Below are 23,043 nucleotides of genomic sequence, written 5' to 3' on the forward strand. Positions count from 1 at the left end.
TAAACGCGACGCATGAAAGCAGCGGCAAAGACGCTCAAACCAAAACGCCAGGAAGAACAAGCCAACTTTGTGAGTTGGCGTTTTGCGTTACTGTGCGGCTGTATTTTGCTGGCGCTGGGTTTCCTGCTGGGGCGCGTTGCCTGGTTGCAGATTATCGCGCCGGATATGCTGGTGCGTCAGGGCGACATGCGTTCCCTGCGCGTACAGGAAGTTTCCACATCGCGCGGCATGATTACCGACCGCTCTGGTCGTCCGCTGGCGGTGAGCGTTCCGGTGAAGGCGATTTGGGCCGATCCGAAAGAAGTGCATGATGCGGGCGGTGTGAGCATTGGCGACCGCTGGAAGGCGCTGTCGACGGCACTGAACATCCCGCTCGACCAGCTTGCTACCCGAATTAATGCCAATCCGAAGGGACGCTTTATTTACCTCGCGCGTCAGGTCAACCCTGACATGGCCGACTACATCAAAAAGCTGAAGCTTCCGGGGATTCATCTGCGTGAAGAATCCCGTCGTTACTACCCATCCGGGGAAGTGACCGCTCACCTCATTGGATTTACCAACGTCGATAGTCAGGGGATTGAAGGCGTTGAGAAAAGCTTTGATAAATGGCTCACTGGCCAACCTGGCGAGCGTGTCGTGCGTAAAGACCGCTACGGTCGTGTCATTGAAGATATCTCGTCAACGGACAGTCAGGCGGCGCACAATCTCGCGTTGAGTATTGATGAGCGCTTACAGGCACTGGTTTACCGTGAACTGAACAACGCCGTTGCCTTTAACAAAGCGGAATCGGGCAGTGCCGTACTGGTTGATGTGAATACGGGCGAAGTGTTAGCGATGGCGAACAGTCCGTCCTACAACCCAAACAACCTCACCGGTACGCCGAAGGATGCCATGCGTAACCGTACCATCACCGACGTGTTTGAGCCGGGTTCTACCGTCAAACCCATGGTGGTGATGACCGCACTGCAGCGCGGCGTGGTTCGCGAAAATACCGTGCTGAACACGATTCCCTACCGAATTAATGGCCACGAAATCAAAGACGTGGCGCGTTATAGCGAATTGACCCTCACCGGGGTTTTGCAGAAGTCGAGTAACGTCGGTGTTTCTAAGCTGGCGTTAGCGATGCCGTCCTCAGCGTTAGTAGATACTTACTCACGTTTTGGGCTGGGAAAAGCGACCAATTTGGGGTTGGTCGGAGAACGCAGTGGCTTATATCCTCAAAAACAACGGTGGTCTGACATAGAGAGGGCCACCTTCTCTTTCGGCTACGGGCTAATGGTAACGCCGTTACAGTTAGCGCGAGTCTACGCAACGATCGGTAGCTATGGCGTTTATCGCCCGCTGTCGATTACCAAAGTTGATCCTCCAGTACCGGGTGAGCGTATCTTCCCGGAAGCGACCGTACGTACCGTGGTGCACATGATGGAAAGCGTGGCACTGCCTGGCGGCGGTGGCGTGAAGGCAGCGATTAAAGGCTATCGCATCGCCATTAAAACCGGTACAGCGAAAAAAGTCGGGCCGGACGGTCGCTACATCAACAAATACATTGCTTACACCGCAGGCGTTGCGCCTGCGAGTCAGCCGCGCTTCGCGCTGGTTGTTGTTATCAACGATCCGCAGGCGGGTAAATACTACGGTGGCGCCGTTTCCGCGCCGGTGTTCGGTGCCATCATGGGCGGCGTACTGCGCACCATGAACATCGAACCGGATGCGCTGGCAACGAGCGATAAAAATGAATTTGTGAATAATCAAGGCGAGGCAACAGGTGGCAGATCGTAATTTGCGCGACCTTCTTGCTCCATGGGTGCCGGGTGCACCGGAGCGAGCACTGCGGGAGATGACACTCGACAGCCGTGTGGCTGCATCGGGCGATCTCTTTGTGGCAGTGGTAGGTCATCAGGCGGACGGGCGTCGATATATCCCGCAGGCGATAGCGCAAGGTGTAGCTGCCATTATTGCAGAGGCAAAAGATGAGGCAACCGACGGTGAAATCCGTGAAATGCACGGTGTACCGGTTATCTATCTGAGCCAGCTTAACGAGCGTTTATCTGCACTGGCGGGGCGCTTTTACCACGAGCCCTCTGAAAATATGCGCCTGGTCGGCGTGACCGGAACCAACGGTAAAACGACCACCACTCAACTGCTGGCGCAGTGGAGCCAACTGCTTGGTGAAACCAGCGCTGTCATGGGCACGGTTGGCAATGGTCTGTTGGGTAAAGTGATCCCGACCGAAAACACCACCGGTTCAGCCGTTGATGTGCAGCATGTACTGGCGGGCCTGGTTGAGCAGGGCGCGACATTTGGCGCAATGGAAGTCTCCTCCCACGGCCTGGTTCAGCATCGCGTGGCGGCGCTGAAGTTTGCCGCATCGGTATTTACCAATCTCAGCCGCGATCATCTCGATTATCACGGTGATATGGAACATTACGAAGCGGCGAAATGGCTGCTGTATTCCACACACCATTGCGGTCAGGCCATCGTCAACGCTGACGATGAAGTCGGTCGCCGCTGGCTGGCAAAACTGCCGGATGCGGTTGCCGTCTCGATGGAAGACCATATCAATCCGAACTGCCACGGCCGTTGGTTAAAAGCGACCGATGTGAACTACCACGACAGCGGTGCGACCATCCGTTTCAGCTCTTCCTGGGGCGACGGTGAAATTGAAAGCCACCTGATGGGAGCATTCAACGTCAGCAATCTGCTGCTGGCGCTGGCAACCTTACTGGCGCTCGGGTATCCGTTAGCCGATTTATTGAAAACGGCTGCGCGTCTGCAGCCCGTTTGCGGACGTATGGAAGTGTTCAGCGCGCCGGGTAAAACCACGGTAGTGGTGGATTATGCCCATACGCCGGATGCGCTGGAAAAAGCGCTGCAGGCGGCACGTCTGCACTGCACCGGTAAACTGTGGTGTGTCTTTGGCTGCGGCGGCGATCGCGACAAAGGTAAACGTCCGCTGATGGGCGCCATTGCCGAGCAGTTTGCTGATGTTGTCGTGGTGACCGATGACAACCCGCGCACCGAAGAGCCGCGCGCCATCATTAACGACATTCTGGCAGGAATGCTGGATGCCGGGCATGCGAAGGTCATGGAAGGTCGTGCTGAAGCGGTAACGAACGCCATTATGCAGGCGAAAGAAAACGACGTGGTGCTGCTGGCAGGTAAAGGCCATGAAGATTACCAGATCGTCGGTTCACATCGCCTCGACTACTCTGACCGCGTCACAGCAGCTCGCCTGCTGGGGGTGATCGCATGATTAGCGTAACGCTCAACCAGCTCGCAGAGATCCTTCATGGCGAGCTGAACGGTGCTGATCTGACTCTCGATGCGGTCACGACCGATACGCGTAAAGTCACGCCGGGCTGTTTGTTTGTGGCGCTGAAAGGCGAACGTTTCGATGCTCACGATTTTGTTGAACAAGCGAAAGAGAACGGGGCTGGCGCACTGCTGGTTAGCCGTCCGCTGGACATCGATTTACCGCAGTTGATTGTGAAAGATACCCGACTGGCGTTTGGTGAACTGGCGGCATGGGTTCGCGCCCAGGTTCCGGCTCGCGTGGTTGCGCTGACGGGCTCATCCGGCAAAACGTCTGTTAAAGAGATGACTGCCGCCATTCTGAGTCAGTGTGGAAACACGTTATACACCGCAGGCAACCTTAACAACGATATCGGCGTGCCGATGACGCTGCTGCGGTTAAACAATGATTATGACTATGCCGTCATTGAACTCGGTGCTAACCACCAGGGCGAGATTGCCTGGACCGTGGGTTTAACGCGCCCGGAAGCGGCGTTGGTGAATAATCTCGCCGCGGCTCATCTGGAAGGGTTTGGCTCGCTTGCGGGCGTCGCCAAAGCGAAAGGTGAAATATTCACCGGCCTGTCAGAGAACGGTATCGCCATTATGAATGCCGATAACAATGACTGGCTGAACTGGCAGAGCATTATTGGCGATCGCAAAGTCTGGCGTTTCTCCCCGAATGCCGCCAACAGTGACTTCTCTGCGACCAACGTGCACGTCACTTCACACGGTACAGAATTTTCTCTGCAAACGCCTGAGGGCAGCATCGATGTCCTGCTGCCGTTGCCGGGGCGCCACAACATCGCTAATGCGCTGGCTGCGGCTGCGCTCTCAATGGCGGTTGGCGCAACGCTTGAGGCGATTAAAGCTGGTCTGAAGGATCTGAAAGCGGTGCCGGGGCGTCTGTTCCCGATTCAACTTGCAGAAAATCAACTGCTGCTGGACGACTCTTATAACGCGAATGTCGGTTCGATGACCGCCGCGGTACAGGTTTTGTCCGAAATGCCGGGCTATCGCGTGCTGGTGGTAGGCGATATGGCAGAGCTTGGCGCGGAAAGCGAAGCATGCCACGTACAGGTGGGTGAAGCGGCGAAAGCGGCAGGCATCAACCGTGTACTGAGTACAGGGAAACTGAGCCAGGCAATTAGCGATGCCAGCGGCGTTGGCGAACATTTTGCGGATAAAACTGCACTGGCCGCGCATCTTAAGACGCTGATTGCAGAGCATCAGATCATGACGATTTTAGTGAAGGGTTCACGTAGTGCCGCCATGGAAGAGGTAGTACGCGCATTACAGGAGAATGGGACATGTTAGTTTGGCTGGCCGAACATTTGGTCAAATATTATTCCGGCTTTAACGTCTTTTCCTATCTGACGTTTCGCGCCATTGTCAGCCTGCTGACCGCGCTGTTCATCTCTTTGTGGATGGGCCCGCGCATGATTGCCCGTCTGCAAAAAATGTCGTTTGGCCAGGTCGTACGTAACGACGGCCCGGAGTCACACTTTAGTAAACGCGGTACGCCGACCATGGGCGGCATTATGATCCTTACCGCCATTGTGATCTCCGTTTTACTGTGGGCCTACCCGTCTAACCCGTATGTCTGGTGCGTGCTGGTGGTCTTAATCGGCTACGGCATTATCGGTTTTGTGGATGACTACCGCAAAGTCGTGCGTAAGGACACCAAGGGGCTGATCGCCCGCTGGAAGTACTTCTGGATGTCAGTGATTGCGCTGGGTGTGGCATTTGCACTGTATCTGGCAGGAAAAGATACGCCGGCAACTGAGCTGGTGGTGCCGTTCTTTAAAGATGTGATGCCGCAACTGGGTCTGTTCTACGTTCTGCTGGCGTACTTTGTGATTGTGGGTACCGGCAACGCGGTTAACCTGACCGATGGTCTGGATGGCCTGGCAATTATGCCGACCGTGTTCGTGGCAGCTGGCTTTGCGCTGGTGGCATGGGCGACCGGTAACATGAACTTTGCGAACTATCTGCATATCCCTTATTTGCGTCATGCCGGTGAGTTGGTGATCGTCTGTACGGCGATTGTCGGTGCGGGCTTAGGTTTCCTGTGGTTTAACACCTACCCGGCACAGGTCTTTATGGGCGACGTCGGTTCGCTGGCGCTGGGTGGCGCACTGGGCATTATTGCCGTGCTGCTGCGTCAGGAATTCCTGTTGGTGATCATGGGCGGTGTGTTCGTGGTAGAAACCCTGTCGGTTATTTTGCAGGTCGGTTCCTTCAAGCTGCGCGGACAGCGCATCTTCCGTATGGCACCAATTCACCATCACTATGAACTGAAAGGCTGGCCGGAACCGCGCGTAATTGTGCGCTTCTGGATTATTTCGCTGATGCTGGTGCTGATTGGCCTGGCAACGCTGAAGGTACGTTAATCATGGCTGATTACCAGGGTAAAAAAGTCGTCATTATCGGTCTGGGTTTGACCGGCTTGTCGTGCGTGGATTTCTTCCTCGCGCGTGGCGTTACGCCGCGTGTCATGGATACCCGCATGACGCCGCCGGGGCTGGACAAATTACCGGAAGCGGTTGAGCGCCATGTCGGCAGTCTGAATGATGACTGGCTGATGGCGGCGGATTTAATCGTCGCCAGCCCTGGTATTGCTCTGGCGCACCCTTCGTTAAGCGCTGCCGCGGATGCGGGCATCGAGATTGTCGGCGATATCGAATTGTTCTGTCGCGAAGCGCAGGCACCTGTTGTCGCGATTACCGGCTCTAACGGGAAAAGCACCGTTACCACGCTGGTCGGCGAGATGGCGAAAGCCGCCGGGGTGAATGTCGGTGTTGGCGGCAACATTGGCCTGCCCGCGCTGATGCTATTGGATGCTGAGCGCGAACTGTATGTTCTGGAGCTGTCCAGCTTCCAGTTGGAAACGACCTCCAGCCTGCATGCGGTAGCCGCCACCATTCTGAACGTGACCGAAGATCATATGGATCGTTATCCGTTTGGTCTGCAGCAGTACCGCGCGGCGAAACTGCGCGTCTATGAGAATGCGAAAGTCTGTGTGGTAAACGCAGACGATGCGCTGACGATGCCAATTCGCGGGGCGGATGAGCGTTGCGTGAGCTTTGGCGTCAATATGGGTGACTATCACCTTAACCGCCAGCTAGGGGAAACCTGGCTGCGAGTGAAGGGTGAAAAAGTCCTGAACGTGAAAGAGATGACGCTTTCTGGTCAGCATAATTATACCAACGCCCTGGCTGCGCTGGCGCTGGCGGATGCGGCGGGTCTGCCGCGAGCGTCAAGCCTGAAAGCGCTGACGACCTTTACCGGACTGGCGCACCGCTTCCAGCTCGTGCTGGAGCATAACGGCGTACGTTGGATTAACGACTCCAAAGCGACCAATGTGGGCAGCACTGAAGCCGCATTAAACGGGTTGCATGTCGATGGCACGCTGCACCTGCTGCTGGGTGGTGATGGCAAATCCGCAGATTTCTCTTCGCTGGAGCGCTATTTGCACGGCGATCGCGTGCGTCTGTACTGCTTTGGCCGTGACGGTGGGCAACTGGCTGCTCTGCGCCCGGAAATCGCCGAACAGACTGAAACGATGGAAGACGCAATGCGCCTGCTCGCTCCGCGCGTGAAGCCGGGTGATATGGTGCTGTTGTCACCCGCTTGCGCCAGTCTCGATCAGTTCAAGAATTTTGAACAGCGAGGCGACGTCTTCACCCGCCTGGCGAAGGAGTTGGGTTGATGCGCTTATCTCTCCCTCGTCTGAAAATGCCGCGCTTACCGGGATTTGGCGTCCTGGCGTGGGTCTTTGCGGCACTTAAAGGCTGGGTGATGGCTTCGCGTGATAAAGACGCGGACAGCCTGATCATGTACGACCGCACGCTGCTGTGGTTGACGTTTGGTCTGGCAGCGATCGGTTTTGTGATGGTCACATCGGCGTCAATGCCCGTCGGGCAACGTCTGGCGGGGGATCCTTTCCTGTTTGCCAAGCGTGATGCACTGTACATCTTCCTGGCATTCTGTCTGGCTATGGTCACGCTGCGTCTGCCGATGGAGTTCTGGCAAAAGTACAGTACGACGATGTTGATCGCCTCGATCATTATGCTGCTGATTGTACTGGTGGTGGGGAGCTCCGTTAACGGGGCATCGCGCTGGATTGCGCTGGGACCGTTGCGTATTCAGCCTGCGGAATTTACCAAGCTGTCATTGTTTTGTTATCTCGCCAACTATCTGGTGCGTAAAGTTGATGAAGTCCGTAACAACCTGCGCGGCTTCTTAAAACCGATGGGCGTGATTCTGGTACTCGCGGTTCTGCTGCTGGCGCAGCCTGACCTCGGTACGGTGGTGGTACTGTTTGTTACTACGTTGGCAATGTTGTTTCTCGCCGGTGCGAAATTGTGGCAGTTCATCGCCATCATCGGCATGGGGATCTCAGCGGTCGTGCTGCTGATCCTCGCCGAACCGTATCGTATTCGCCGCGTAACCTCTTTCTGGAACCCATGGGAAGATCCATTTGGTAGTGGTTACCAGCTCACACAATCTCTGATGGCCTTTGGTCGTGGTGAGGTTTGGGGGCAAGGGCTGGGTAATTCGGTACAAAAGCTGGAGTATTTACCCGAAGCGCACACCGACTTTATTTTCGCCATTATTGGGGAAGAGCTGGGTTATATCGGTGTGGTACTGGCACTTTTAATGGTATTCTTCGTCGCTTTTCGCGCGATGTCGATTGGCCGTAAGGCGCTGGAAATTGACCACCGTTTTTCAGGCTTCCTGGCCTGCTCTATCGGGATCTGGTTTAGTTTTCAGGCGCTGGTAAACGTCGGCGCGGCGGCAGGTATGTTGCCTACGAAAGGTCTGACGCTACCGCTGATCAGTTATGGTGGTTCCAGTTTGTTGATCATGTCGACAGCCATCATGTTTTTGTTACGTATTGATTATGAAACGCGTCTGGAAAAAGCCCAGGCGTTTACACGAGGTGCACGATGAGTGGTCAACCGAAGCGGTTAATGGTGATGGCGGGCGGTACCGGTGGACATGTGTTCCCGGGACTGGCGGTCGCACACCATTTAATGGCCCAGGGCTGGCAGGTTCGTTGGCTCGGCACCGCCGATCGTATGGAAGCGGACTTAGTGCCGAAGCATGGCATTGACATTGATTTCATTCGCATCTCCGGTTTGCGTGGAAAAGGTATCAACGCGTTACTGGCCGCGCCAGTGCGTATTTTTAATGCCTGGCGACAGGCTCGCGCCATCATGAAGCAGTTTAAGCCTGATGTGGTGCTGGGTATGGGCGGTTATGTGTCTGGTCCTGGCGGCCTCGCAGCCTGGTCATTAGGTATCCCGGTGGTGCTGCACGAACAAAACGGCATTGCAGGCTTAACCAATAAATGGCTGGCGAAGATCGCAACGACGGTGATGCAGGCATTTCCTGGCGCCTTCCCAAATGCGGAAGTGGTGGGGAATCCGGTGCGTACCGATGTTCTGGCGCTGCCATTACCTGAGGTGCGCCTGGCTGGACGTGAAGGTCCGGTTCGCGTGCTGGTGGTCGGTGGTTCTCAGGGCGCGCGCGTACTGAACCAGACAATGCCGCAGGTTGCTGCAAAGCTTGGCGATGCGGTGACTATCTGGCATCAGAGTGGGAAAGGCGCGCAGCAGACGGTGGAACAGGCTTACGTCGAAGCCGGACAGCCGCAGCATAAAGTCACGGAATTTATCGATGATATGGCTGCCGCTTACGCCTGGGCTGATGTGGTGGTTTGCCGTTCAGGCGCACTGACGGTAAGCGAGATTGCCGCTGCAGGTTTACCGGCGCTGTTTGTGCCATTCCAGCACAAAGACAGGCAGCAGTACTGGAATGCGTTGCCGCTGGAAAAAGCGGGCGCAGCCAAAATTTTAGAGCAGCCGCAGTTTACTGTGGATGCCGTCGCCAGCACCCTTTCCGGGTGGTCGCGAGAAACTTTATTAACCATGGCAGAACGTGCGCGCGCTGCATCCATACCGGATGCCACTGAGCGTGTTGCAAACGAAGTCAGTCGGGCTGCCCGGGTGTAATTGTGGCGATGCCTTTTGCATCGCAGGATATTTCGAAGTTAATGGCGTAAAGAATGAATACACAACAATTGGCAAAACTGCGTTCCATCGTGCCCGAAATGCGTCGCGTTCGGCACATTCACTTTGTCGGCATCGGTGGTGCTGGTATGGGCGGTATTGCCGAAGTTTTGGCCAATGAAGGTTATCAGATCAGCGGTTCTGACTTAGCGCCAAATCCGGTTACGCAGCAGTTAACGAGCCTGGGTGCCACTATTTTCTTTAACCATCGCCCGGAAAACGTGCGTGATGCGAGTGTGGTGGTGGTTTCCAGTGCCATTTCAGCGGATAACCCGGAAATTGTTGCGGCGCATGAAGCGCGTATTCCGGTGATTCGCCGTGCTGAGATGTTGGCTGAATTAATGCGTTTTCGTCACGGTATCGCCATTGCCGGGACGCACGGTAAAACCACGACCACTGCGATGGTCTCCAGCATCTACGCGGAAGCGGGGCTGGATCCAACCTTCGTTAACGGCGGTCTGGTGAAAGCGGCAGGCGTACATGCGCGTTTGGGCCACAGCCGTTATTTGATTGCCGAAGCGGATGAGAGCGATGCGTCGTTCCTGCATTTGCAGCCAATGGTGGCGATTGTCACCAATATCGAAGCTGACCATATGGATACCTACCATGGCGACTTCGAAAATTTAAAGCAGACGTTTATTAATTTCCTGCATAACCTGCCGTTTTATGGTCGTGCGGTGATGTGTGTAGACGATCCGGTGATCCGCGAATTGTTACCTCGTGTCGGTCGCCAGACCACAACGTATGGTTTTAGCGATGATGCTGATGTGCGCGTTGAGGATTATCAGCAAATCGGTCCGCAGGGACACTTCACGCTGGTGCGTCAGGGGATGGCCGAACTGCGCGTTACGCTGAATGCGCCGGGCCGTCACAACGCGTTGAACGCGGCGGCGGCTGTTGCGGTAGCAACCGAAGAAGGGATTGAAGACGACGCGATTTTGCGCGCGCTGGAAAGCTTCCAGGGCACCGGACGTCGCTTTGACTTCCTCGGGGAGTTCCCGCTTGAAGCTGTGAACGGAAAAGCGGGCACGGCAATGCTGGTCGATGACTACGGTCATCACCCTACGGAAGTGGATGCAACGATTAAAGCGGCACGCGCGGGTTGGCCGGATAAAAATTTGGTGATGCTGTTCCAGCCGCACCGTTTCACACGTACCCGCGATCTGTATGACGATTTTGCTAATGTACTGACGCAGGTCGATTCACTGCTGATGCTGGACGTCTACGCAGCGGGCGAAGCCCCGATTCCAGGCGCTGACAGCCGTTCACTGTGTCGTACGATTCGTGGTCGCGGTAAGATCGACCCTATTCTGGTCTCCGATCCGGCTCAGGTTGCCGAAATGCTGGCGCCAGTCTTAACGGGCAACGACCTGATTTTGGTACAGGGTGCTGGAAATATCGGCAAAATCGCGCGTTCCTTAGCTGAAATCAAACTGAAGCCGCAAAACCCGGAGGAAGAACAACATGGCTGATAAAATCGCAGTCCTGTTGGGGGGAACCTCCGCAGAGCGAGAAGTTTCACTGAATTCCGGCGCAGCGGTACTGGCTGGTTTACGTGAAGGTGGTGTGGATGCGCACCCGATTGATCCGAAAGAGGTCGATGTCACCCTTTTGAAATCAATGGGTTTTAAGAAGGTGTTTATTGCGCTGCACGGCCGTGGTGGTGAAGATGGTACCCTGCAGGGCATGCTGGAGCTGATTGGTCTGCCGTATACCGGCAGCGGCGTCATGGCTTCCGCCATCTCAATGGACAAACTGCGCAGCAAATTGCTGTGGCAGGGGGCGGGTTTGCCCGTTGCGCCATGGGTCGCATTGACCCGCACTGAGTTCGAAAAAGGCCTGAGCGACGAGATAACGAAGAATATTTCTGCGCTAGGTTTACCGCTGATTGTGAAGCCAAGCCGTGAAGGTTCCAGCGTAGGAATGTCAAAAGTTGAAGAAGAAAATGCTTTGCATGCTGCATTAGCATTGGCTTTTCAGCATGATGAAGAAGTACTGATCGAAAAATGGCTAAGTGGCCCGGAATTCACAGTTGCGATGCTTGGCGAAGAAATTTTACCGTCAATTCGTATCCAACCGGCGGGAACCTTCTATGATTATGAGGCAAAGTATCTCTCTGATGAGACACAATATTTCTGCCCGGCAGGTCTGGAAGATGAACAAGAGGCCGCTTTGCAGGCTTTAGTCCTGAAAGCGTGGACTGCGTTGGGTTGTGAAGGTTGGGGACGTATCGACGTCATGCTGGACAGCGATGACCAGTTTTATCTGCTGGAAGCGAATACCTCTCCGGGTATGACCAGCCATAGTCTGGTGCCGATGGCGGCGCGTCAGGCGGGCCTGAGCTTCTCGCAACTGGTGGTACGAATTCTGGAGTTGGCGGACTGATATGTCGCAGGCTGCGCTGAACACGCGAAACGGTGATGAAGAAGAGGTTCTCTCCTCACGCCGCAATAATGGAACGCGTCTTGCAGGAATACTGTTTCTGCTGACAGTGCTGTGCACCGTGTTTGTGAGCGGCTGGGTTGTGTTGGGATGGATGGAAGATGCGCAGCGTTTACCTTTGTCGAAACTGGTGTTGACCGGTGAACGGCATTACACGCGCAATGACGATATTCGTCAGTCCATTCTGGCGCTGGGCGCACCGGGAACCTTTATGACTCAGGATGTGAACATCATCCAGAGCCAGATTGAACGGCTCCCCTGGATCAAGCAGGCGAGCGTCAGAAAACAGTGGCCCGATGAATTGAAGATTCATCTGGTTGAATATGTGCCGATAGCGCGTTGGAATGACCAACATATGGTGGATGCTGAAGGGAATACGTTCAGCATACCGACCGGTCGGGCTAACAAGCAGGTATTACCCATGTTGTATGGCCCGGAAGGCAGCGCAAGTGAAGTGTTGCAAGGGTTCCACGATATGGGGCAGGTGCTGGCTAAGGATAGATTCACCCTGAAGGAAGCGGCAATGACCGCTCGTCGTTCCTGGCAGTTGACGCTCAATAACGACATTAAGCTGAATCTGGGCAGGGGCGATACGATAAAACGTTTGGCTCGCTTTGTGGAACTCTACCCGGTTTTACAGCAGCAGGCGCAAACCGATGGCAAACGGATTAGCTACGTTGATTTGCGTTATGACTCAGGAGCGGCAGTAGGCTGGGTTCCCTTGCCTCCTGAGGAATCTAATCAGCAACAGAATCAGGCACAGGCAGAACAACAATGATCAAGGCGACGGACAGAAAACTGGTAGTTGGACTGGAGATTGGCACCGCGAAGGTAGCCGCTTTAGTAGGGGAAGTTCTGCCCGACGGTATGGTCAATATCATTGGCGTGGGCAGTTGCCCATCGCGAGGTATGGATAAAGGCGGGGTGAATGACCTTGAGTCAGTGGTGAAGTGCGTACAACGCGCCATTGACCAGGCTGAACTGATGGCAGACTGCCAGATTTCCTCGGTGTATCTGGCGCTTTCTGGTAAACATATTAGCTGTCAGAATGAAATTGGTATGGTGCCCATTTCCGAAGAGGAAGTGACACAGGAAGATGTGGAAAACGTTGTGCATACCGCGAAGTCGGTACGCGTACGCGATGAACATCGTGTTCTGCACGTTATTCCGCAAGAATACGCCATTGACTACCAGGAAGGCATTAAAAACCCGGTGGGGCTTTCCGGTGTGCGGATGCAGGCAAAAGTACATCTGATTACCTGCCACAACGACATGGCGAAGAATATTGTCAAAGCCGTTGAACGTTGTGGCCTGAAAGTTGACCAACTTATCTTTGCCGGGTTGGCAGCCAGTTATTCTGTTTTGACGGAAGATGAACGTGAACTGGGTGTCTGCGTGGTCGATATTGGTGGTGGTACAATGGATATCGCCGTTTATACTGGCGGGGCATTGCGCCATACCAAAGTGATCCCTTATGCAGGGAATGTGGTAACCAGCGATATCGCGTATGCCTTTGGTACGCCGCCGAGCGATGCCGAAGCCATCAAAGTTCGCCATGGTTGCGCGCTGGGTTCTATCGTGGGTAAAGATGAGAGCGTTGAAGTGCCAAGCGTGGGCGGTCGTCCGCCGCGTAGTCTGCAACGTCAGACGTTGGCTGAGGTGATTGAGCCGCGTTATACCGAGCTGCTTAACCTGGTCAACGAAGAAATTTTGCAATTACAAGAACAGCTTCGCCAGCAGGGTGTGAAACATCATCTGGCGGCGGGGATTGTGTTAACCGGTGGTGCAGCGCAAATTGAAGGCCTTGCTGCCTGCGCTCAACGCGTGTTCCATACGCAGGTGCGTATTGGTGCGCCGCTGAACATTACCGGTCTAACAGATTATGCCCAAGAGCCGTATTATTCAACGGCGGTAGGGTTGCTTCACTACGGGAAAGAATCCCATTTAAGTGGTGAAGCTGAAGTTGAAAAACGTGTAACGGCTTCAGTTGGCTCGTGGATCAAACGACTCAATAGCTGGCTGAGAAAAGAGTTTTAATTTTTATGAGGCTGGCAAAAATTACGGCCTCAGGCGACAGGCGCAATACACAAAGCTCTTCAGGTTGCATTGAAGTGGCTTAAAGAGTGAAGTGTAAAACGGAGAGAGAAACTATGTTTGAACCTATGGAACTAACCAACGACGCGGTGATTAAAGTCATCGGCGTCGGCGGCGGCGGCGGTAATGCTGTTGAACACATGGTGCGTGAGCGCATCGAAGGTGTTGAATTCTTCGCGGTGAATACCGACGCGCAGGCGTTGCGTAAAACAGCGGTTGGACAGACCATCCAGATTGGTAGCGGCATTACCAAGGGATTGGGTGCGGGCGCAAACCCGGAAGTCGGTCGCAATGCGGCTGATGAAGACCGTGAAGCCCTGCGCGCGGCGCTTGAAGGCGCAGACATGGTGTTTATCGCAGCGGGCATGGGTGGCGGTACCGGTACCGGTGCGGCACCAGTTGTTGCTGAGGTAGCAAAAGATTTAGGTATCCTGACCGTTGCTGTCGTGACCAAGCCTTTCAACTTTGAAGGCAAGAAGCGTATGGCATTCGCGGAGCAGGGTATCACCGAGCTGTCCAAACACGTGGACTCTCTGATTACAATTCCGAACGACAAACTGCTGAAAGTACTGGGTCGCGGTATCTCCCTGCTTGACGCGTTTGGCGCAGCAAACGACGTGCTGAAAGGCGCGGTCCAGGGTATCGCTGAACTGATCACCCGTCCAGGCCTGATGAACGTTGACTTTGCAGACGTGCGCACCGTGATGTCCGAAATGGGCTACGCGATGATGGGTTCTGGTGTGGCGAGCGGTGAAGATCGCGCAGAAGAAGCGGCTGAAATGGCTATCTCTTCTCCGCTGCTGGAAGACATCGATCTGTCTGGCGCGCGCGGCGTACTGGTCAACATTACTGCGGGCTTCGACCTGCGTCTGGATGAGTTCGAAACCGTGGGTAACACGATCCGTGCCTTTGCATCGGATAACGCGACTGTGGTTATCGGTACTTCTCTTGACCCGGATATGAACGACGAACTGCGCGTAACCGTTGTTGCTACTGGAATTGGTATGGACAAACGTCCTGAAATCACTCTGGTGACCAACAAACAGGTACAGCAGCCCGTTATGGATCGCTACCAGCAGCACGGTATGGCGCCGTTGACGCAAGAGCAGAAACCGGTGGCTAAAGTGGTTAACGACAATACGCCGCAGACGACAAAAGAGCCGGATTATCTGGATATCCCCGCATTCCTGCGTAAGCAAGCTGATTAAGAATTAGCTGGAATTTGGGAATTGTGGCTCTTTGTGCTAAACTGGCCCACCGAATGTGTAGTACACTTCGGTTGGATAGGTAATTTGGCGAGATTATACGATGATCAAACAAAGGACTCTTAAACGTATCGTTCAGGCGACTGGCGTCGGTTTGCATACCGGCAAAAAAGTCACCCTGACATTACGCCCTGCGCCGGCCAACACCGGGGTCATCTATCGTCGCACCGACTTGAATCCTCCGGTAGATTTCCCGGCCGATGCCAAATCTGTGCGTGATACCATGCTCTGTACGTGTCTGGTCAATGAGCATGATGTACGGATTTCAACCGTAGAGCACCTTAACGCTGCTCTGGCTGGACTGGGTATCGATAACATCATTATTGAAGTTAACGCCCCGGAAATCCCGATCATGGATGGCAGCGCAGCTCCGTTCGTTTACCTGCTGTTAGATGCAGGTATTGAAGAACTGAGAAGCGCGAAGAAATTTGTACGCATCAAAGAGACCGTTCGTGTTGAAGATGGCGACAAGTGGGCTGAATTCAAGCCGTACAATGGTTTTACGTTGGATTTCACCATCGACTTTAACCACCCGGCAATTGACTCCAGCACCCAGCGCTATGCGATGAACTTCTCTGCGGATGCGTTCATGCGTCAGATTAGTCGCGCTCGTACTTTTGGCTTCATGCGTGATATCGAATATCTGCAGTCCCGTGGCCTGTGCCTGGGCGGCAGCTTCGATTGTGCCATCGTTGTTGACGATTATCGCGTACTGAACGAAGACGGCCTGCGTTTTGAAGATGAATTCGTTCGTCACAAAATGCTCGACGCGATCGGTGACTTGTTCATGTGTGGTCACAACATTATTGGTGCATTTACCGCGTATAAATCCGGTCATGCGCTGAATAACAAATTGTTGCAGGCCGTCCTGGCAAAACAGGAAGCCTGGGAATTTGTGACCTTCGAGGACGATGCAGAACTGCCGTTGGCGTTCAAAGCACCTTCGACTGTACTGGCATAACGACACACTCTGTCGCATAAATTCGACTGGTAAATCTGGCACTCTCTCCGGCCAGGTGAACCAGTCGTTTTTTTATCTACCGATTGATCTCCGTTTTTCCCGACGCTATTTTCCGCAGCTGTTAACGAAAAATACAGTGCGACTGCTGCTTTCTTAAGCATATTTACCCGCGACTTATCGTCATTACTGCTGTGGAGCGTACGCTTTAATGATAATATTTGTGCGCAAAAGATGTTTTGCATTCGTAACCCCAAACGCAGGGTATATCAGGTGGCAATAACGTGAGTGGAATACTGACGCGCTGGCGACAGTTAGGCAGACGGTACTTCTGGCCGCATCTCCTGTTGGGGATGGTCGCGGCGAGTTTTGGCCTGCCCGCGCTCGCGAATGCTGCTGAACCGAATACGCCCGCGAAGGCGACTGCCAGCAATCACGATCAATCTGCGAAGGTTAACTTTAGCCAGCTTGCTTTGCTGGAGGCGAGCAATCGCCGCCCGAATTTTACCGTCGATTACTGGCATCAACATGCTATCCGTACGGTTATTCGCCATCTTTCCTTTGCAATGGCTCCCCAGGCGCTGCCCGTTGCTGAAGAACCCTTACCGATTCAGGCGCATCATCTTGCTTTACTGAATACGCTTAGCGCGATGCTGACGCAGGAAGGCAGGCCGCCAGCAACCGTAAGTCGCGTGACGTATGCGCATTTTACTTCTCAAGCCGCGTTTAGCATCCCTGTCTGGATTAGCCAGCAGCAGGGGATCCGCGCTGGCCCTCAACGCCTCAGCTAAAAAAGAACCTTCTAACTTATAATTTTTTGACTCCGCAACGCGGGGCGTTTGAGATTTTATTATGCTAATCAAATTATTAACGAAAGTATTCGGTAGCCGTAACGAGCGTACGCTGCGTCGTATGCGTAAAGTGGTCAACGTCATTAACGCGATGGAACCGGAGATGGAAAAACTCTCCGATGACGAACTGAAAGCGAAGACCGCTGAATTTCGCGCACGTCTGGAAAAAGGCGCAAGTGTTGAGAGCCTGATCCCGGAAGCGTTTGCCGTTGTTCGCGAAGCCAGTAAACGTGTGTTCGGCATGCGTCACTTCGACGTTCAGTTACTGGGCGGCATGGTACTGAACGATCGCTGCATTGCAGAGATGCGTACGGGTGAAGGTAAAACCCTGACCGCAACCTTGCCTGCGTACCTGAACGCGTTAAGCGGTAAAGGTGTGCACGTGGTCACCGTCAACGACTATCTGGCGCAGCGTGACGCCGAAAATAACCGCCCGCTGTTTGAATTCCTCGGCATGACCGTCGGCATCAACATGTCTGGTTTGCCTGCGCCAGCGAAGCGTGAAGCTTATGCAGCAGATATCACCTACGGTACCAACAACGAATACGGTTTTGACTACCTGCGCGACAACATGGCGTTTAGCCCGGAAGAGCGCGTTCAACGTAAACTGCACTATGCGCTGGTGGATGAAGTTGACTCCATCCTGATCGATGAAGCGCGTACGCCGTTGATCATTTCCGGTCCGGCTGAGGACAGCTCGGAACTGTACAAAAAAGTGAATAAAATCATCCCTCACCTGATTCGTCAGGAGAAGGAAGACTCTGACACTTTCCAGGGCGAAGGCCACTTCTCTGTTGATGAGAAAGCGCGTCAGGTTAACCTGACAGAACGTGGTCTGGTGCTGATTGAAGAACTGCTGGTGAACGAAGGCATTATGGATGAAGGCGAGTCTTTGTACTCACCGGGCAACATTATGCTGATGCATCACGTTACCGCCGCGCTGCGTGCTCATGTGCTGTTCACGCGTGATGTTGACTACATCGTGAAAGACGGTGAAGTTATCATCGTCGATGAACACACCGGACGTACCATGCAGGGGCGTCGCTGGTCCGATGGTCTGCACCAGGCGGTGGAAGCGAAAGAAGGTGTGGATATCCAGAACGAAAACCAGACGCTGGCATCCATCACCTTCCAGAACTACTTCCGTCTGTATGAAAAACTGGCTGGTATGACCGGTACCGCAGACACCGAAGCATTTGAATTCAGCTCTATCTACAAGCTGGATACCGTTGTCGTGCCGACCAACCGTCCGATGATCCGTAAGGATTTGCCGGATCTGGTGTACATGACCGAAGCGGAAAAAATTCAGGCAATCATTGAAGACATTAAAGAGCGTACCGCAAATGGTCAGCCAGTGCTGGTCGGTACTATCTCCATTGAAAAATCTGAAGTGGTCTCTAATGAGCTGACCAAAGCTGGCATCAAGCACAACGTGCTTAACGCCAAGTTCCACGCTAACGAAGCCGCGATTGTCGCGCAGGCGGGTTATCCGTCAGCGGTCACTATCGCGACAAACATGGCGGGTCGTGGTACGGATATCGTGCTGGGTGGTAGCTGGCAGGCAGAAGTCGCCGAGCTGGAAAACCCGACTGAAGAGCAGATAGCGAAGATTAAAGCAGAGTGGCAGGTTCGCCATGATGCGGTATTGGCTTCTGGTGGTTTGCACATTATTGGTACCGAACGACACGAATCACGTCGTATCGATAACCAGTTACGTGGCCGTTCTGGTCGTCAGGGTGACGCAGGCTCTTCACGTTTCTACCTGTCAATGGAAGATGCGCTGATGCGTATTTTTGCCTCCGATCGTGTGTCAGGCATGATGCGTAAACTGGGTATGAAGCCGGGTGAAGCCATTGAACACCCATGGGTGACTAAAGCGATTGCGAACGCCCAGCGTAAAGTAGAAAGCCGTAACTTTGATATTCGTAAGCAACTGCTTGAATATGATGATGTTGCTAACGATCAGCGTCGTGCTATCTATACTCAGCGTAACGAACTGCTGGACGTAACAGATGTCAGCGAAACCATCAACAGCATCCGCGAAGATGTGTTTAAAGCGACAATCGATGCATACATTCCGCCTCAGTCTTTGGAAGAGATGTGGGATATTCCGGGTCTGCAGGAACGTTTGAAAAACGACTTCGATCTCGACATGCCGATTTCCGAGTGGCTGGATAAGGAACCTGAGCTGCACGAAGAAACGCTGCGTGAACGTATTCTGGCGAATGCCATTGAAGTTTATCAGCGTAAAGAAGAAGTTGTGGGCGCAGAAATGATGCGTCACTTCGAAAAAGGCGTGATGCTGCAAACCCTCGATTCCCTGTGGAAAGAGCACCTTGCCGCGATGGATTACCTGCGTCAGGGTATTCACCTGCGTGGTTATGCGCAGAAGGATCCGAAACAGGAATACAAACGTGAGTCCTTCTCCATGTTTGCCTCAATGCTGGAATCGCTGAAATATGAAGTGATCAGCACGTTGAGCAAAGTTCAGGTACGTATGCCTGAAGAAGTGGAAGCCATGGAACAGCAGCGTCGTGAAGAAGCTGAGCGTTTAGCGCAGATGCAGCAGCTGAGCCATAAAGGTGATGATACTGCAGCCGCAGAAGAGTTGGCGGCACAGACTGGCGATCGTAAAGTAGGTCGTAACGATCCGTGCCCTTGTGGTTCTGGTAAAAAATACAAACAGTGCCATGGCCGTCTGAGCTAAGAAAATAACGTATTGAAAAGGCGCAGAATTCTGCGCCTTTTTTATGGACGATGAAGATGAAAATACTGCAAATTGCCGTTGGGATTATCCGTAATAAGCAAAATGAGATTTTTATTACTCAGCGTGCGGCTGATGCCCATATGGCGAATAAGCTGGAATTTCCTGGCGGAAAAATAGAAGCGGGCGAAACGCCAGAACAGGCGCTGATCCGTGAGTTACAGGAAGAGGTGGGAATTACTCCGGTTAACGCCACTCTGTTTGAGAAACTGGAATATCAGTTTCCTGACCGGCATATCATGCTGTGGTTCTGGTTAGTCGAAAGCTGGAAAGGTGAACCGTGGGGAAAAGAAGGGCAACCGGGTGAATGGATTGCCGCAGAGGTGTTGAACGCGGAAGACTTCCCGCCAGCCAATGAGCCCGTGATAGCGAAATTAATGCAAACTCCGTAGGCCGGACAGGGCGTTTACGCCGCCATCCGGCACATCATGGCGTGGGCGCGGCCTATTCTTTCTCTTCGCTCCAGTCGTCGCTTTCTGAGAGGTCGCCACTGCTTGGGATGCGTTTCTCTTCGGCGGCCCACTCACCCAAATCGATCAACTGGCAGCGTTTGCAGCAGAAGGGGCGGAACGGACTCACTTCTGCCCACACGACAGGTTTACCGCAGGTTGGACAGTTGACGATGGTTTGTTCAGACATGTTCACTCCTTAACAGCATGCAAGGTCAAAATCGAGGCGCTCGGGTATCTGGCCATTCTCGCTATCCAGCGGCATAAAACGAATGGCAAAACGGCTCTTATGACCTGAGATCTGCGGATAAAGCTGAGAGTCGAGTGGCAACTGCAAACGCAGCAAATCAGCATCTTCACCGTTGTCCTGGTAAAAGCCATTTAAACTGGTTTGCTTGCGAAACGGCGCGGAGTTACGGATTAAATCGAGAACGAGCGAGAGTGCCTGATTGAGCGGATTAAGGCTGGCAATCCAGGATTCGACCTGCGCATCGCGCTGTGATTGCGGCATATGCAACCAGATATGCAGCGTGGGTAAGTCGAAACTGCAGCACCCGCCAGGAATACTCAAACGTTGGCGCACCAGACCGATAAGACGATCTTCACGCAGCGTTTGCCCGATGCGTGGCGCTGAAATCAAAATACTGCCGGCGCTTTTTAACTGCTGGCGCAGAGAATCAATTCTGCTTTGATCGACACCGGGAACTTCAACCCAGGCCTGAAGTTTACGCTGTTGTCGCTCAAGCTCTTTCAGGAGTTCGGTACGGACTTCGCCGCGTTCGAATACATCCAGTAAATCTCCAATATTGCGGAAAAAATGCAGTGCGCCTGCATGGTCTGCAATGGGTAAATTCACGGAGAGTTGCTGAATCAGAAACTCAATACGCAGCCATGTACGCATCTTCTCATTGAGAGGGTGTTCAAAAAGGACCTGGGTGTGCATTACGGTTTTTCCTGTGAGACAAACTGCGACGCGTATTGCAAATAGAGCGCGTGCAGGCGAGCGACATCCGGGATGATGTCATCCGGTGCGCCATTATTATCAATAACATCGTCTGCCACGGCAAGACGCGCTTCACGCGTAGCCTGAGCAGCCAGAATTTGTTCTACATGTTCGCGAGTGACATCGTCGCGCTGCATGGTTCGTCTGAGCTGTGTCTCGGGAGTGACATCGACCACGAGCACACGATCGGCTTTTTTATACAACGCGTTTTCAACCAGCAATGGCACCACCCATAACAGATAAGGTGAAGTCGCTTGTTGAAACTGGCGTTGAGTCTCCTGCTGAATGAGCGGGTGGAGCAGGGCGTTCAGCCAGGCTTTTTCATCAGGAGCGGAAAAAATACGTTCACGCAAGATTCGCCGTTGTAGTGATCCATCTGCGGCAATAAGTTCAGAACCAAAATGTTCCGCGATTGCTTTTAAGGCTGGCATACCCGGTTCAACGACCTGGCGCGCAATAATATCGGCATCAATGATGTTTATTCCGAGGTCAGCGAATGCATTTGCAACGGTACTCTTACCACTGCCAATGCCGCCGGTTAAGGCTACTGTATACCTCATAGAACCCGATCCTGGAGTTTACGTTTGATTATCAAACAGTTAAAAGTTAAGCACGCGAAGGCGAGGCTGCTGCAGGATTAACCTACTATTCGCCAGGTAAATTTATGGGATTGTAGCGTAAAAAAAGAGAATTTCGCAGTCTTGCGCGGCATTGATTAGTGCGTATGATAGCGTCACTGGAGTTGTGAGTTTCGATTTTTAGCCATTAACCCCAGGAATCCGCACATGCGTATCGAAGAAGATCTGAAGTTAGGTTTCAAAGACGTTCTTATCCGCCCTAAGCGTTCTACTCTCAAAAGCCGTTCCGATGTTGAGCTGGAGCGTCAATTTACCTTTAAACATTCAGGTCAAACCTGGTCCGGCGTGCCTATTATCGCCGCGAATATGGACACTGTCGGGACGTTTGCAATGGCAACGGCGCTTGCCTCCTTCGACATCCTGACCGCTGTGCACAAACACTATTCTGTCGAAGAGTGGTCTGCTTTCATCGCGGGCGCATCTGCTGATGTTCTAAAACACGTGATGGTTTCTACCGGAACTTCTGACGCTGATTTCGAAAAGACCAAACAGATTCTGGCACTGAACCCAGGCCTGAACTTTGTTTGCATCGACGTGGCGAATGGTTACTCAGAACATTTTGTACAGTTTGTATCGAAAGCGCGTGAAGCCTGGCCGACCAAAACGATCTGTGCGGGTAATGTGGTTACCGGTGAAATGTGTGAAGAGCTGGTGCTGTCAGGTGCTGATATTGTCAAAGTGGGCATTGGCCCGGGTTCTGTTTGCACCACGCGTGTGAAAACGGGCGTTGGCTATCCTCAGCTTTCTGCCGTCATTGAATGTGCGGACGCTGCACATGGTCTGGGCGGTATGATTGTCAGCGATGGCGGCTGCACGATGCCAGGCGATGTGGCAAAAGCATTTGGCGGCGGCGCAGACTTTGTGATGCTGGGCGGTATGCTGGCCGGTCACGAAGAAAGCGGCGGTAAAGTGGTTGAGGAAAATGGTGAGAAATTCATGCTGTTTTACGGCATGAGCTCTGAATCCGCGATGACGCGTCACGTTGGTGGTGTCGCGCAGTACCGTGCTGCAGAAGGCAAAACCGTTAAGCTGCCGCTGCGTGGCCCGGTTGATAATACTGCACGTGATATCCTCGGTGGCCTGCGTTCAGCCTGTACTTATGTGGGGGCATCGCGTCTGAAAGAGCTGACCAAACGTACAACGTTCATCCGTGTCCAGGAACAAGAAAACCGCGTTTTCAATAGCCTGTAATTCACGATCGCTGGCGCAGC

The 23,043-nt window shown here is 53.5% G+C and carries 20 protein-coding genes; 17 read left to right on the plus strand and 3 right to left on the minus strand.

The window, feature by feature from the left end; all coding sequences use genetic code 11:
• Positions 1-12: 12 nt before the first annotated feature.
• The 16 genes from ftsI to mutT all read left to right on the plus strand — a co-directional run bounded on the left by ftsI (position 13) and on the right by mutT (position 20,134).
• A complete protein-coding gene (gene ftsI / locus N7268_RS08990) occupies positions 13-1,779 on the plus strand; it encodes a peptidoglycan glycosyltransferase FtsI (RefSeq protein WP_198906474.1) in 1,767 nt (588 codons plus the stop codon).
• Positions 1,766-3,253: a UDP-N-acetylmuramoyl-L-alanyl-D-glutamate--2,6-diaminopimelate ligase gene (murE, locus tag N7268_RS08995; RefSeq protein ID WP_260862571.1), complete on the plus strand. Its 1,488-nt coding sequence runs from the start codon at positions 1,766-1,768 to the stop codon at positions 3,251-3,253. Before ftsI ends, murE begins: the two co-directional genes overlap by 14 nt.
• Positions 3,250-4,608 carry a UDP-N-acetylmuramoyl-tripeptide--D-alanyl-D-alanine ligase gene (murF, locus tag N7268_RS09000; protein ID WP_260862572.1) on the plus strand — a complete coding sequence of 453 codons (1,359 nt, stop codon included), beginning with the start codon at positions 3,250-3,252 and terminating at the stop codon, positions 4,606-4,608. Before murE ends, murF begins: the two co-directional genes overlap by 4 nt.
• A complete protein-coding gene (gene mraY, locus N7268_RS09005) occupies positions 4,602-5,684 on the plus strand; it encodes a phospho-N-acetylmuramoyl-pentapeptide-transferase (RefSeq protein WP_003018774.1) in 1,083 nt (360 codons plus the stop codon). The genes murF and mraY overlap by 7 nt, the downstream gene beginning before the upstream one ends.
• Positions 5,685-5,686: 2 nt before the next feature.
• On the plus strand, positions 5,687-7,003 hold the full coding sequence (gene murD, locus N7268_RS09010; protein ID WP_198906471.1) for a UDP-N-acetylmuramoyl-L-alanine--D-glutamate ligase: 1,317 nt from the start codon (positions 5,687-5,689) through the stop codon (positions 7,001-7,003).
• Complete coding sequence (gene ftsW, locus N7268_RS09015) at positions 7,003-8,247, plus strand: cell division protein FtsW (RefSeq protein ID WP_260862573.1); 1,245 nt, start codon at positions 7,003-7,005, stop codon at positions 8,245-8,247. The genes murD and ftsW overlap by 1 nt, the downstream gene beginning before the upstream one ends.
• A complete protein-coding gene (murG, locus tag N7268_RS09020) occupies positions 8,244-9,311 on the plus strand; it encodes an undecaprenyldiphospho-muramoylpentapeptide beta-N-acetylglucosaminyltransferase (protein ID WP_260862574.1) in 1,068 nt (355 codons plus the stop codon). Before ftsW ends, murG begins: the two co-directional genes overlap by 4 nt.
• Positions 9,312-9,364: 53 nt before the next feature.
• A complete protein-coding gene (gene murC, locus N7268_RS09025; protein ID WP_260862575.1) occupies positions 9,365-10,840 on the plus strand; it encodes a UDP-N-acetylmuramate--L-alanine ligase in 1,476 nt (491 codons plus the stop codon).
• Positions 10,833-11,753: a D-alanine--D-alanine ligase gene (locus N7268_RS09030; RefSeq protein WP_260862576.1), complete on the plus strand. Its 921-nt coding sequence runs from the start codon at positions 10,833-10,835 to the stop codon at positions 11,751-11,753. The genes murC and N7268_RS09030 overlap by 8 nt, the downstream gene beginning before the upstream one ends.
• 1 nt (position 11,754) lies before the next feature.
• Positions 11,755-12,588 carry a cell division protein FtsQ gene (gene ftsQ, locus N7268_RS09035; protein ID WP_260862577.1) on the plus strand — a complete coding sequence of 278 codons (834 nt, stop codon included), beginning with the start codon at positions 11,755-11,757 and terminating at the stop codon, positions 12,586-12,588.
• Positions 12,585-13,847: a cell division protein FtsA gene (gene ftsA / locus N7268_RS09040; RefSeq protein ID WP_003018755.1), complete on the plus strand. Its 1,263-nt coding sequence runs from the start codon at positions 12,585-12,587 to the stop codon at positions 13,845-13,847. The genes ftsQ and ftsA overlap by 4 nt, the downstream gene beginning before the upstream one ends.
• A 113-nt stretch (positions 13,848-13,960) precedes the next feature.
• Complete coding sequence (gene ftsZ, locus N7268_RS09045; protein WP_198906464.1) at positions 13,961-15,112, plus strand: cell division protein FtsZ; 1,152 nt, start codon at positions 13,961-13,963, stop codon at positions 15,110-15,112.
• Between the two features lie 100 nt (positions 15,113-15,212).
• On the plus strand, positions 15,213-16,130 hold the full coding sequence (gene lpxC / locus N7268_RS09050; RefSeq protein WP_260862578.1) for a UDP-3-O-acyl-N-acetylglucosamine deacetylase: 918 nt from the start codon (positions 15,213-15,215) through the stop codon (positions 16,128-16,130).
• A gap of 281 nt (positions 16,131-16,411) precedes the next feature.
• Positions 16,412-16,918: a secA translation cis-regulator SecM gene (gene secM / locus N7268_RS09055; protein WP_198906462.1), complete on the plus strand. Its 507-nt coding sequence runs from the start codon at positions 16,412-16,414 to the stop codon at positions 16,916-16,918.
• A 61-nt stretch (positions 16,919-16,979) separates the two neighbouring features.
• Positions 16,980-19,685 (plus strand): preprotein translocase subunit SecA, encoded by a 2,706-nt coding sequence (gene secA, locus N7268_RS09060; RefSeq protein WP_260862579.1) that lies wholly within the window; start codon positions 16,980-16,982, stop codon positions 19,683-19,685.
• Between the two features lie 56 nt (positions 19,686-19,741).
• Entirely contained in the window at positions 19,742-20,134 is a 393-nt protein-coding gene (mutT, locus tag N7268_RS09065) for an 8-oxo-dGTP diphosphatase MutT (protein WP_260862580.1), read from the plus strand.
• A 52-nt stretch (positions 20,135-20,186) separates the two neighbouring features.
• On the opposite strand, the gene yacG is transcribed toward mutT, so the two are convergent.
• The 3 genes from yacG to coaE are packed head-to-tail and all read right to left on the minus strand — an operon-like array spanning position 20,187 to position 21,754.
• A complete protein-coding gene (gene yacG / locus N7268_RS09070) occupies positions 20,187-20,381 on the minus strand; it encodes a DNA gyrase inhibitor YacG (protein ID WP_260862582.1) in 195 nt (64 codons plus the stop codon).
• A gap of 9 nt (positions 20,382-20,390) precedes the next feature.
• Positions 20,391-21,134, minus strand: coding sequence for a cell division protein ZapD (zapD, locus tag N7268_RS09075; RefSeq protein ID WP_198906458.1), 744 nt, complete (start codon positions 21,132-21,134; stop codon positions 20,391-20,393).
• Positions 21,134-21,754, minus strand: coding sequence for a dephospho-CoA kinase (gene coaE, locus N7268_RS09080; protein WP_260862583.1), 621 nt, complete (start codon positions 21,752-21,754; stop codon positions 21,134-21,136). Before coaE ends, zapD begins: the two co-directional genes overlap by 1 nt.
• Before the next feature lie 225 nt (positions 21,755-21,979).
• Here coaE and N7268_RS09085 point away from each other — a divergent pair, with 225 nt between their 5' ends.
• On the plus strand, positions 21,980-23,023 hold the full coding sequence (locus N7268_RS09085; protein ID WP_260862584.1) for a GMP reductase: 1,044 nt from the start codon (positions 21,980-21,982) through the stop codon (positions 23,021-23,023).
• The last annotated feature ends 20 nt before the right edge of the window (positions 23,024-23,043 follow it).

It is taken from the genome of Citrobacter sp. Marseille-Q6884, from assembly GCF_945906775.1.
Classification (GTDB): Bacteria; Pseudomonadota; Gammaproteobacteria; order Enterobacterales; family Enterobacteriaceae; genus Citrobacter.

Bases quoted from the DNA above. Each gene is read 5' to 3' on its own strand.
- murF (WP_260862572.1), top strand. From the start codon at position 3,250: ATGATTAGCGTAACGCTCAACCAGCTCGCAGAGATCCTTCATGGCGAG.
- ftsZ (WP_198906464.1), top strand. From the start codon at position 13,961: ATGTTTGAACCTATGGAACTAACCAACGACGCGGTGATTAAAGTCATC.
- N7268_RS09030 (WP_260862576.1), top strand. From the start codon at position 10,833: ATGGCTGATAAAATCGCAGTCCTGTTGGGGGGAACCTCCGCAGAGCGA.
- ftsI (WP_198906474.1), top strand. From the start codon at position 13: ATGAAAGCAGCGGCAAAGACGCTCAAACCAAAACGCCAGGAAGAACAA.
- mraY (WP_003018774.1), top strand. From the start codon at position 4,602: ATGTTAGTTTGGCTGGCCGAACATTTGGTCAAATATTATTCCGGCTTT.
- murD (WP_198906471.1), top strand. From the start codon at position 5,687: ATGGCTGATTACCAGGGTAAAAAAGTCGTCATTATCGGTCTGGGTTTG.
- N7268_RS09085 (WP_260862584.1), top strand. From the start codon at position 21,980: ATGCGTATCGAAGAAGATCTGAAGTTAGGTTTCAAAGACGTTCTTATC.
- murC (WP_260862575.1), top strand. From the start codon at position 9,365: ATGAATACACAACAATTGGCAAAACTGCGTTCCATCGTGCCCGAAATG.
- secA (WP_260862579.1), top strand. From the start codon at position 16,980: ATGCTAATCAAATTATTAACGAAAGTATTCGGTAGCCGTAACGAGCGT.
- coaE (WP_260862583.1), bottom strand. From the start codon at position 21,754: ATGAGGTATACAGTAGCCTTAACCGGCGGCATTGGCAGTGGTAAGAGT.
- lpxC (WP_260862578.1), top strand. From the start codon at position 15,213: ATGATCAAACAAAGGACTCTTAAACGTATCGTTCAGGCGACTGGCGTC.
- ftsQ (WP_260862577.1), top strand. From the start codon at position 11,755: ATGTCGCAGGCTGCGCTGAACACGCGAAACGGTGATGAAGAAGAGGTT.
- ftsA (WP_003018755.1), top strand. From the start codon at position 12,585: ATGATCAAGGCGACGGACAGAAAACTGGTAGTTGGACTGGAGATTGGC.
- mutT (WP_260862580.1), top strand. From the start codon at position 19,742: ATGAAAATACTGCAAATTGCCGTTGGGATTATCCGTAATAAGCAAAAT.
- zapD (WP_198906458.1), bottom strand. From the start codon at position 21,134: ATGCACACCCAGGTCCTTTTTGAACACCCTCTCAATGAGAAGATGCGT.
- ftsW (WP_260862573.1), top strand. From the start codon at position 7,003: ATGCGCTTATCTCTCCCTCGTCTGAAAATGCCGCGCTTACCGGGATTT.
- yacG (WP_260862582.1), bottom strand. From the start codon at position 20,381: ATGTCTGAACAAACCATCGTCAACTGTCCAACCTGCGGTAAACCTGTC.
- murG (WP_260862574.1), top strand. From the start codon at position 8,244: ATGAGTGGTCAACCGAAGCGGTTAATGGTGATGGCGGGCGGTACCGGT.